The organism is Hymenobacter sp. BRD128 (assembly GCF_013256625.1).
In the GTDB taxonomy this organism is placed as follows: Bacteria; Bacteroidota; Bacteroidia; order Cytophagales; family Hymenobacteraceae; genus Hymenobacter.
Genome location: NZ_CP053908.1, coordinates 2,336,171 through 2,345,006, shown reverse-complemented (window position 1 = coordinate 2,345,006; position 8,836 = coordinate 2,336,171). Strand labels below are relative to the sequence as shown.

Sequence of the window (8,836 nt, the reverse complement as noted above, 5' to 3'; positions counted from 1 at the left end):
CGCAGCGGGCAGCAATCCAAGATTCTTATACCTAAAATGCCAGTTCAATCGGGTCGTCACTCACGCATTGCAGCTCGTAGGCTTGCAGGTTCACAAAGCCCGGCAAGGCCTCGTAGCGCACGTTCTCGACGACCAGGTTTTTGATGCCGTAGGTATCGAGCAAAAAGCCAGACACTGGCAGCGCTACCCCCAGCTCACACAGCGCCCGCAGCTTTTGCACCAAGGGCAGCGGATAGGCAAAGCGGTCGGCCGCGTGCACATCGGTGGCCAGGATGGCGCGAATCGTCACGCCGTAATCGCCCTGGCTGATGTACTCTTTCACCGTGCCCTTGCGGCCCTGAATCGGCGTTTTGATGACATTCATCGGCGCCTCCACCGTCACAATCGGGTCGAGCAGGGCTAGCCCGTTTGCTAGGTCCAAAGTCACGGGGTTAGTGGCCGCGTGGAAATTGACCTGCAGGAAGACCGGCAGCCCGAACATGTTGGTTGGGGCCGTGGTGGCCAGCTGCCCGGCCTGGGTGGCGTAGAAGCCGCCGTTGCCCTGCTGACCCTGGCCCGCTGGCACCTGGAAGCGGCGCAGACCCGAGTAGCCGAAGGCCTCGGCGGTTAAGGCCCGTAAGTCTATCGGAATTCCTGGCGAGCCACCGAGTCCGGCGCTGGCCCGGTCAGTGCCCACGGCCAGCCCGCGCCCTTTCAGGCTGTCGACGGCAAGCTCAGGGGATAGGGCATAGGACATGGTTAATTGCTGGTCAGAGTATTCACATCAAGTAATTCTGCGACGACGGTATCACGGATTTTCTGTGCCAAATCCTGCACGCTCTCGCCCATCGTGGTGCCGCTGAGCTTCACTTCGCGCATGAGCGTGTCGATGCGCAGCGTGATGTTGGTCACCTTCGAGCCGCCCACGCTGCCGCCCACTGCGCCCTTGCTGGCGTCGGCCGTCATGGCCTGCGCGTGGCTAGCCCCGGGCTTATCGCCGGCCATGAATTTGCTGGCGCTGTTCTCCACTGCCACGCTGCCTTTCACGGCAAACAAGTCGGTTTTGTCGAAGCCCTTTTTGTAGCCTTTCACGAAGCCATCCGCCGCCTTTTCGCCCACGTGCTGGGTGTCGGCAATGGCGCTGAGCGTTTGCTTCAGCCCGTCCTTAATCTTGGAAAAGTCGCCGGTGAAAATGCCCTCGATAAAATCACCGACCCCGCCCAGGTACTTGCCCACGGCTTCGGCGATGCCCTTGAACGTGGCTAGTGCTCCTTCGTAGAACCCAGAAAAGAACTTCTTCAGGCGCGGGCTGCTCTCCCAGAACTTGGTGAGCACGTTGACCACGTGCTGCCCCTCTTCCCAGACCTTACCCAGTAGCGTAGCGGCAATCTTGATAACCGGCGAGATGAGGCGCACGGCCGTGCCGATGCGGTTGAAGACCGTAGCCAGCACGTCGCCCGCCTCCCCATTGCCGTACTGCTGTGCCCACAGGTCTTGAAAGGTGTCGAGTAGCGGCTGCAGCGCTTCTTTCAGTGGCCGAAAGGCCTCCTTAACCCCGTCGAGGTGGGCGCCAATCCAGTCCACGGCCTTCTGGCCCTGGTCTACGAGGGTGTTCAGAATCGGCAGCCCGGAGCCCGCGCCCTGGCTGAGCAGCCCGCCGATGCTCTCGCGGATGTTGTCGAATTTATTCTTGAGCACCGTCCAGCCCCCGGTACCGGCTTTGCTGGCCGCTTCGGCGGAGCCCCCGAACTCAGTGCCTAGCTCCTTTAGAATCATGCCCTGCGCTTCGACCGTGTGGCCGGTAAGCACCAGGTTCTTAATGGTGGCTTTCTGGCTTTCCGAAAAGCTGACACCTACGCGCTGCAAAGCGGTGATGCCCTTAATCGGGTCATTCAGCGCTTTGCCTACCTGCACCGTGGCGCCCTGCAGGTCGCCACCCATCTTGGTGGCCAGGTCGGTAATAGCCGGCAGTGCATCCTTGTAGACGCTGCCCTTGATGTTGGTAAAGGTGAGCAGTACGCTTTGCGCCTGGGTGATGGCGTCATCGTCGAAGAGGCTCTTGCCCATCAGCGCCGTGCTCAGGCCCAGCAGCTCTTCCTTAGTCAGGCCCACCGCGCCCTTGGTGGATTTAAGCGTGGCCTCAAACTGTGCCCCGGCCTGGTCGGCCTCGTTGAATTTAGTAACCGAATCCTTGAGAAAATTGAAGGCCTCGAAGGCGCCGAAGGCGAGCCCCAGCCCACCGAGCAGCGATTTGATACCCTGCAAGCCACTTTTGGCAGCGCTGGTATCAACGTTCATCTTGTGCGGCTTCTCGACCTGCTGGCCCAGCTTCTGCACCTCCCGAATGGCCGCGGCGACCTTCGGACCCAGCAGGTCCTCTAATCGCAAAACGAAGTTGATAGCCGTAGACATAGGGTAGAAAAGCAACACACCGCCCCAGGGGGCCAGGACGGTGTGGATTAGGCAAGGAGTCGGGTGTGGCTGATGCCCCGCGCCTGCGGGTTGCGGCGCAGCCAGTCGGCTTGTTGAAACTTTGCCCCGAACTGCTCATCGCTGAGGTTTTCGGGGTCGGGAATATGCAAAAAGTAGCTAATCATGGCGGCCATTTTCGGGATATCGAAGTCGGCATCGGCCTTGTCCGATATGACCGGGGCCGCTAGGCGTTTTTTACCGTGGCCTCCAGCGTCTTGACCAGCGCCACGGCCGCCAGGGCCGCCGAGATTTGGGCGGGCGTCTGCGCTAAGCCCGTGGTGAGCTTCAGCCGCTCATCCCCGCCGATAAAGCAGTTGGTCAGGATGAATTCGCCGGGTTCCAGCATCTGGTCTTTGGCTACGCGCATGAGCGCCACGGCCATTACGTTGCGGTCAGCGGGCTTGAGATAGGCCGTAGCGGTGTCTGAGTCGTTGAGGGCAACACTGATTTGGAAAATATCGCCGTATTGGGCCTTCCAGGCGTCGAGTTGGGCTTGGTCTACTTGCATGTTAGCTCCAGGTAATGTGCGAGATAATCAGCTCCAGCTCCACCTCGATGTTGGTGTCGCCGGTCTTGATTTCGCGCTTGTTATTGGTGAATTCGCAGTCGTGCAGCGTGTGCGTGACCAGCATGTTGCTGGGATTCACGTAGCTCACGACGATAGGAAAGGCCGGAATATCCTGAATGCGCCCGCCGGCTGGTAGCGCGGCCTGAATGCGCTCCAGCTCCTTCATTTCCATCGTCACGCTGGCCTTGCTCTCTATCTTGCCCAGGCCCCGGCTGGTGGGATTGACGCCCGCGCCGAAGTTGTTGACCTTCTCCTGGGTGTCTTCGTAGGAGATAGCCGTAGTGCCGGCAATAGTCTGGCCCAGGGCTTGGAAGCGAATGCTGGCCCAGTCGTAGGCGCGGCCGTTGATGAGCGGCTTAAAATCAGTCGTAGCTGCCATGTCGGTGCTTAGATGTTAGTAGTGAGGCCCAGGTTCACGGTAATCTGCCGCGCTACGCCGACCGGGATAATGCGCACCTCCACGGCCAGCCTGGAGGTGCTGATGACGTTCTGCGTGGGGTCGATGAAGACGCTCAGCGCCGACACCTCGCCCGGCTGGGCGAGCCCCGCGCTGAGCGTGGCCGTGGCCCGGCCGCTGAGCTCGCCAATCACCTGCGCCTGCAAGGTGCCGTCGGCATTAACCGGCAGCGGGCCGTTGAGGCTCGGCAGCAGGGCGGTGCGCACCAGGCGCGCGGCCTTGTTGGCGGTGCGCACGTTTTCGATGGTGGCGTAGTCGCTGCTTACTACCGTGCACGTGGGCGAGTCGGAGAAGTAGAACCCGTCGAGGCCGGCATGCTGACGCACGACAATGAAGCCCTTGCCGGCAAACGCGCCCAAATCGCCGGGCAGCAGCTGCGCCACGGTGGCACCGTTGCTCAGGCCGGCGTTTAGGAAAGCGCCGCCACTGGTGAGGTTGAACTTCTGCACCCAGGCGATGCTCTCATGCACGCTAGCCGCCGAAAGGGCGCCGAGCAGCGTACCGATGGCCGGCTCGGTGGGCTCGGCCGCGTCGGTGCCCGCCACCACGGCCACGTACTCGCTGGCGAGCGCCGTAAGGTCGGGGGCGGTGGCGGGGTCGTGGCTGAGCGAGTAGGCCCCGAGCACCACCAGCACCGGGCGGTGCTGGGTAAACTCTTCGGTGGCCAGCGCCTGGGCCAGCGGAATCGCGGCCAGTACGTCGGCGTCCAGGCCGGCGGTGGTAACCGGCACGTAGCCGGCGGCCGGGTTCAGGCACACGGCCAGCTGCTTGATGCGGCCGTTAGCGGCCACCAGCATCGATTTGGCGTGCGCCTGGGTGTGGTCGAGGATGCTGGCCAGCGGCACGCTCTGGGCCACCACGCGCACAATCAGCACAGCCCCAGGGGAGAGGCGGAAGTACTCGCTGAGGTGGTCGTGGGTAAGGGCAAAGATGCCGGTGGGCAGGATGCCAATGGCTTCGGCAGCCAGCAGGCTGCGCAGCTCGTAGTCCGTATCAAGCGCCAGCTTGCCGGGCACGGCTACGCCCTGGGTGATGAGGGCGCTGATACCGTCGTTGGTGGGCTGCTGGCGGCCGAGCCCACCCTGGGCGCGGGTAATGAGGATGTCGGGCAGGGCCATAGTTACGCAGTTGGAGTAGGCGGTGTGGGGGTATCGTCCTTCTTATCCTGGCACGTCAGCTGCGCCGTGCCGGCTACCGTGGTGAGCGCCACGAAGGCGTAGCGCAGGTAGTGGGCAAGTTCTTCGCCCACTTTATCCGCCTCGCCCAGCAGGCCGCTCACCACGATGAGGGCGGAGGCCGAGAGGTTGCGGACTTTGCGCCAGAAGGGCGGCGTATCGGCTTTGAGGCGTTGCCAGAGCTGGTTCATAATCAGGGCTTGAAAAGCAGGTAGAACGAGCCGCCCAGCGCGGCCGTGAGCAGGTAATTGAGCAGGCCGCGCTTGCGGGCGCGGTGGCGCCAGGTATCCATCTTGGCCGTTTCGTTGGCCGTGAGCAGGCGTTCGTCCTGCAGTGCGCCGCGCACTTGCTGAAAGGCGTGGTAGTGCAGTGAGTCAGCAGCGCGGTAGGTGCGGGCGCTCTGGGCAAACTGGCTGGCGCTACCCTGCCAGGCGCTGGCCTCCCGGCGCACCAGGGGCAGCACGGCCAGGCTATCGGCAATCCGGGCCGCCTGTACAGAAGGAATGCAGACCGGCCTAGTGGCCGTATTCTGCGAGGAGGCGCTGAAGGTTGTCAGTAAGGGCAGCGCGAGGGCTAGCAGGAAGCGGCGCATGGTTCGGGGTCGTAAGACGTTGGTACTGGCGGGCATTGCGGGCCATTGCCTGGCCGCTGGCGTAGGCGGTGCGCGCGGCCGAGTCGGCTTTGGCCGCGCGGGCGGTGTCGAGGGTAGCCACCCGCCAGGAGCGGGTCTGGTCGGCGCGGGTAGTCCGCTCCTGCTTGTGGCTCATGGTCGGCAGCTCCGAGCCGTGCCAGCTCAGAAACCAGCCGGTGGTCACGCCGATAAGCAGGCAGAGCAGCGGGGCTTTGTGGTGTTGCCAGAGGTCGCGGAGCATGGCTTAGTCGCGGGGTGGTGGAACGGGGTGGCCGGTTTGCCAGCCTTTGGCGTAAATGAGTTTGTCCATCTCGGTGAAGGACTTGCGCAACGTGCTGATTTCCTGCTTGCCACTCTCCACGTCCGCTTTCAGATACTCGGTGAGCTTTTGATAGCCCACCATTTCCAGCTTCATGGCCTCCACTGCGTTGCAGGTGGTATCGAGTTTCTTGTCGAGGCTGTCAATGCTGCGTTTGAGCAGGCTACCAATCAGGCCCAGGATAATCGTTGCCGCCAGGCCGATGATAAATTGCTCGTTCACTGCGCATGGGCTAGGCGATAGCCGGGAAATACTTGGTGTACTGAAAGTGCATGGGGTCTTTGCGGCCGATAAAATCCGCGCCACATACCCAGCCGTGCTTGCGCCAGACGTTGAGGAAAGCCTCCGAGAAGTGGCAGGCACCCCCCAGTACTTCCGTCTTCTCGTCGAAGTCGAGTGCCAGGCCCCAGCTGTGAATGCTCCACTCACCAATGCCGCGCTTTTGGCGCACCTCCCGGCAGCCGGCATAGGTGTGCAGCTCCTTGATTAACCCGGTGGCCACTAGCTCCAACAGCACCGCATCAAGCGCCGCCGTGGCAAACTTGTGCATGTAGACGGCGGTGGGCTTGGTGGCGCCCTGATAGAGCGGGAAATGCGGAATCACCGCCGCCGGCAGTGGGTGGCGCACCAGCCATTTCGCTTCGAAAGCGGGCGTGCTGGGGTCACCGTAGGCCGCCAGGCAGCGTTGCGAGTCCGTCATTTTACTTAGCGGGCTTGGCGGGCTTCTCGTCTTCCTTCAGCTCGTCGCTCTCGGAGGTGAGCGTGACCAGTTCCTGTCCTTCACCCAGCGCGTGGGTGGCGTGCAGCTTATCGAAGTAGTGCTCGCCTGAGGGCAGGATGTGTACTTCCTTGAGGTCTTTGCGAGCCGCGAACGTCTCCCGAATACCCGCTTTGTTGTTGATAGTGGCCATAAGGCTGACTGTTAGTTAGGTACCCAAAAAAGGCATTGTCCAGTGCCGCCAAAGGCCGTCCTCCCGAAGAAGGACGGCCGGGTTGCGCGCGGGCGACGCTGGCTGGCAGAGGTTACACCGCGTAGAGCGCCGTTTCTTCCGAGAAGCCGTAGTTGGTGTCCACCTTCATGAGCATCTTCACGAAGTACAATTCGCTGTTATTCTGCAGGCGCTGGAGCTGGAGCGTGTTGTCGTCCGTCGAGTTCATGCCCACCCACAGGTTCGAGTTCGAGTCGGCCGAGCCAATGGCCAGGAAGATGGTGTCGTCGGGCATGCCGTTGAGCGGCACGATGGTGCGGCCTGCGAAGCGCATGATGCCGGCGGCCGTCATGTCCACGCCCTTGTAGAGCGTGTTGCGCTGGTATTGCTCCCAAATCTGGGCCGTCTTGTAGCTCACGAAGAACTTCAGGCCCGGATTGTAAAGCACAGCCCGCGAGATGCTGTTGAGTGTGCTCTGAAGGGCGTCGCCGATATTGACGGTAGTAAGCGCTACCGGCGAAGCCACCTTCGGTACCAGCACGTCAGCCTTGGCGCGGGTGATGAGGCCGTTGAAGTACTTCAGGTTGGTGGTCAGGCTCGTGTTGCCCTGCAGGATAGCCAGGCCCAGGTACTCGTTGTGGCGCTTGAGCACCTCCTGGATAATCACCGACTCAATCGTCACCGGCAGGCGGCGGTCAATCAGCGTCGGGTTCAGCTGGGTGGCGTACCAGTGCTGCTCGAAGTCACGCGGGTTAAACTCGGCGTAGATGGTGTAGTCGGCGGGCACCAGCGTGCGGCCATCCACGGTCATCGTGCCCAGGCTCGTATCCGGGGTCGGCTTCCGGTCCTGAATGACGTTGCCCACCACCATGCGGGGAATGGTCAGCGCCTTTTTGATGCCGTCGCGCACGTAGACGTGGCCACCCTGCACAATTTCGTTGCCTACCACCGCCTTCACGGCGAATTGCGCAGCAGCTTCGCCGGCGTAGGTGGTGTCTTGGATTACAAGCGTATCAGCCATGATTTCCGAGAGGAGGAATTAGAGGTGATTAAATGGTGGCGCCGGCCAGGCGCGCTTGGATTTCGGCCATTGCGCCGCCGGCCGTCAGCGGAATCACTTTCGTATCGGCGCTGGCCTCCACGTTGGTGATGGTGCCGGCAATCGACTTGCGCGCCGGCATAGCGTCGAGCACCGCCTTGGTGCTGGCCAGGTCGGCCGTAGCCAGGGTGGTGTAGGTGGCTTCCATGCTGGCGGTGATTTTGCCAGCGCTCACAGCCGACTTGACCAGGGCCGTGACGGCAGCGGTCGCGGCTTCGGCTTTCGCCTTGGCGTCTTCCTCTTCCATGTCGGCGCATTTCTTTTCAGCGGCGGCCAGCGCGGCGGTAGCCGTAGCCAGGGCAGCTTTGGCCTCGTCGGCTTCTTTTTTAGCCTTGTCCTTCTCGGTGAAGGCGGCTTGCACGGCGGTGGCCACGTCGGCATCCGACGTGCTGGCCGTCACGGTCAGCATACCGGCCGCGGCGAAAATGGGAATCAACAGGTTCTTCATATCAGCGGCGCTGAGGATAGTGGCGTAGTAAGAATGGAGCGAAGCCGCCGGCATGTCGGCCGGCGGCGCCTGAGTGGCCTGGGTGTCGGGCATGATGCCGGTAGCGAAGCCCAGGGCCACGGCCTGCTCGGAGTCGAGGTAGGTGGTAGCCTTCATCAGCTCGGCGCACTTCTCGACCGTTTGCCCACTCACGCTGGCGTAGAGCTGGGCCATGCTGTCGTTGATGGCCTTCTGCTGGGCAATGGCGTTTTCGAGGTCGGCCACCTGGCCCTGGGCCACGCTGGCGCACTCGTGAATCATGAGCTTGCCGTGGGCGGCAATCAGGCGCTTGTTGCCGGCCATGAAGGGCAGCGTAGCGGCCGAGGCCACCAGGCCCACGCAGTAGGTATCGACCTTGAGGGCCGAGGCTTTGAGCAGGTCGTACATGCTCTGGCCTTCCTGCCAGTTGCCCCCGCCGCTATTGATGCGCACAGCTACCCGCTTCTCGCCCGTGGCCTCGGCCTGGGCCAGCTGCGCCCCGAACTGCGCGGCCGAGAGGCCGGTGCCGTCCTGGGCGTTGACGCCGATGGCGGAGTAAATCTGGAGCGTGGGTTGGGCCATTGCGGGGGCGAGCGGAATTGCTAGCCCAAACTTCTCGCCTGGCCAAACGGGCCCCGGATTTTACTTCCGTCATGCCGCTTTTTTCCGGCATCATGCCGCTTTTTTCCGGCATGACGGAAAAGAATTTCGGCTCCTTTTGGGCCCGCCCGCAACTTCGGG

General features: G+C 62.5%; 14 protein-coding genes. All 14 read right to left on the bottom strand.

Features of this window, described 5'->3' with window-relative positions; all coding sequences use genetic code 11:
- Positions 1–31 precede the first annotated feature (31 nt).
- The 14 genes from GKZ68_RS10445 to GKZ68_RS10385 all read right to left on the bottom strand — a co-directional run bounded on the left by GKZ68_RS10445 (position 32) and on the right by GKZ68_RS10385 (position 8,677).
- The gene (locus tag GKZ68_RS10445) at positions 32–736 is read right to left on the bottom strand and encodes a DUF6046 domain-containing protein (RefSeq protein ID WP_173114235.1); all 705 of its coding nucleotides are present in this window, start codon (positions 734–736) and stop codon (positions 32–34) included.
- 2 nt (positions 737–738) lie between these two features.
- On the bottom strand, positions 739–2,391 hold the full coding sequence (locus tag GKZ68_RS10440) for a hypothetical protein (RefSeq protein ID WP_173114232.1): 1,653 nt from the start codon (positions 2,389–2,391) through the stop codon (positions 739–741).
- A 47-nt stretch (positions 2,392–2,438) separates the two neighbouring features.
- The gene (locus GKZ68_RS22400) at positions 2,439–2,561 is read right to left on the bottom strand and encodes a hypothetical protein (RefSeq protein WP_302051988.1); all 123 of its coding nucleotides are present in this window, start codon (positions 2,559–2,561) and stop codon (positions 2,439–2,441) included.
- 74 nt (positions 2,562–2,635) lie between these two features.
- Entirely contained in the window at positions 2,636–2,959 is a 324-nt protein-coding gene (locus tag GKZ68_RS10435; RefSeq protein ID WP_173114230.1) for a hypothetical protein, read from the bottom strand.
- 1 nt (position 2,960) lies between these two features.
- Positions 2,961–3,398 carry a hypothetical protein gene (locus GKZ68_RS10430; protein WP_173114227.1) on the bottom strand — a complete coding sequence of 146 codons (438 nt, stop codon included), beginning with the start codon at positions 3,396–3,398 and terminating at the stop codon, positions 2,961–2,963.
- A gap of 8 nt (positions 3,399–3,406) precedes the next feature.
- Positions 3,407–4,594, bottom strand: a complete 1,188-nt coding sequence (locus tag GKZ68_RS10425) for a DUF2586 family protein (RefSeq protein WP_173114224.1) — start codon at positions 4,592–4,594, stop codon at positions 3,407–3,409.
- A 2-nt stretch (positions 4,595–4,596) separates the two neighbouring features.
- On the bottom strand, positions 4,597–4,842 hold the full coding sequence (locus tag GKZ68_RS10420) for a hypothetical protein (RefSeq protein WP_173114221.1): 246 nt from the start codon (positions 4,840–4,842) through the stop codon (positions 4,597–4,599).
- Between the two features lie 2 nt (positions 4,843–4,844).
- Positions 4,845–5,243: a hypothetical protein gene (locus tag GKZ68_RS10415; protein WP_173114218.1), complete on the bottom strand. Its 399-nt coding sequence runs from the start codon at positions 5,241–5,243 to the stop codon at positions 4,845–4,847.
- On the bottom strand, positions 5,167–5,523 hold the full coding sequence (locus GKZ68_RS10410) for a hypothetical protein (RefSeq protein ID WP_173114215.1): 357 nt from the start codon (positions 5,521–5,523) through the stop codon (positions 5,167–5,169). The genes GKZ68_RS10415 and GKZ68_RS10410 overlap by 77 nt, the downstream gene beginning before the upstream one ends.
- Before the next feature lie 3 nt (positions 5,524–5,526).
- Positions 5,527–5,823: a hypothetical protein gene (locus GKZ68_RS10405; RefSeq protein WP_173114213.1), complete on the bottom strand. Its 297-nt coding sequence runs from the start codon at positions 5,821–5,823 to the stop codon at positions 5,527–5,529.
- A 10-nt stretch (positions 5,824–5,833) separates the two neighbouring features.
- Entirely contained in the window at positions 5,834–6,301 is a 468-nt protein-coding gene (locus tag GKZ68_RS10400) for a M15 family metallopeptidase (RefSeq protein ID WP_173114210.1), read from the bottom strand.
- A gap of 1 nt (position 6,302) precedes the next feature.
- Positions 6,303–6,512, bottom strand: coding sequence for a hypothetical protein (locus tag GKZ68_RS10395; protein ID WP_173114207.1), 210 nt, complete (start codon positions 6,510–6,512; stop codon positions 6,303–6,305).
- A gap of 112 nt (positions 6,513–6,624) precedes the next feature.
- Entirely contained in the window at positions 6,625–7,551 is a 927-nt protein-coding gene (locus GKZ68_RS10390; RefSeq protein ID WP_173114204.1) for a hypothetical protein, read from the bottom strand.
- 28 nt (positions 7,552–7,579) lie between these two features.
- Entirely contained in the window at positions 7,580–8,677 is a 1,098-nt protein-coding gene (locus GKZ68_RS10385) for an ATP-dependent Clp protease proteolytic subunit (RefSeq protein WP_173114201.1), read from the bottom strand.
- Between the last annotated feature and the right edge of the window lie 159 nt (positions 8,678–8,836).

Excerpts from the sequence above, each read along its gene's own strand:
- GKZ68_RS10445 (WP_173114235.1), bottom strand. The coding sequence starts at position 736 with ATGTCCTATGCCCTATCCCCTGAGCTTGCCGTCGACAGCCTGAAAGGG.
- GKZ68_RS10440 (WP_173114232.1), bottom strand. The coding sequence starts at position 2,391 with ATGTCTACGGCTATCAACTTCGTTTTGCGATTAGAGGACCTGCTGGGT.
- GKZ68_RS10435 (WP_173114230.1), bottom strand. The coding sequence starts at position 2,959 with ATGCAAGTAGACCAAGCCCAACTCGACGCCTGGAAGGCCCAATACGGC.
- GKZ68_RS10430 (WP_173114227.1), bottom strand. The coding sequence starts at position 3,398 with ATGGCAGCTACGACTGATTTTAAGCCGCTCATCAACGGCCGCGCCTAC.
- GKZ68_RS10425 (WP_173114224.1), bottom strand. The coding sequence starts at position 4,594 with ATGGCCCTGCCCGACATCCTCATTACCCGCGCCCAGGGTGGGCTCGGC.
- GKZ68_RS10420 (WP_173114221.1), bottom strand. The coding sequence starts at position 4,842 with ATGAACCAGCTCTGGCAACGCCTCAAAGCCGATACGCCGCCCTTCTGG.
- GKZ68_RS10415 (WP_173114218.1), bottom strand. The coding sequence starts at position 5,243 with ATGCGCCGCTTCCTGCTAGCCCTCGCGCTGCCCTTACTGACAACCTTC.
- GKZ68_RS10410 (WP_173114215.1), bottom strand. The coding sequence starts at position 5,523 with ATGCTCCGCGACCTCTGGCAACACCACAAAGCCCCGCTGCTCTGCCTG.
- GKZ68_RS10400 (WP_173114210.1), bottom strand. The coding sequence starts at position 6,301 with ATGACGGACTCGCAACGCTGCCTGGCGGCCTACGGTGACCCCAGCACG.
- GKZ68_RS10395 (WP_173114207.1), bottom strand. The coding sequence starts at position 6,512 with ATGGCCACTATCAACAACAAAGCGGGTATTCGGGAGACGTTCGCGGCT.
- GKZ68_RS10390 (WP_173114204.1), bottom strand. The coding sequence starts at position 7,551 with ATGGCTGATACGCTTGTAATCCAAGACACCACCTACGCCGGCGAAGCT.
- GKZ68_RS10385 (WP_173114201.1), bottom strand. The coding sequence starts at position 8,677 with ATGGCCCAACCCACGCTCCAGATTTACTCCGCCATCGGCGTCAACGCC.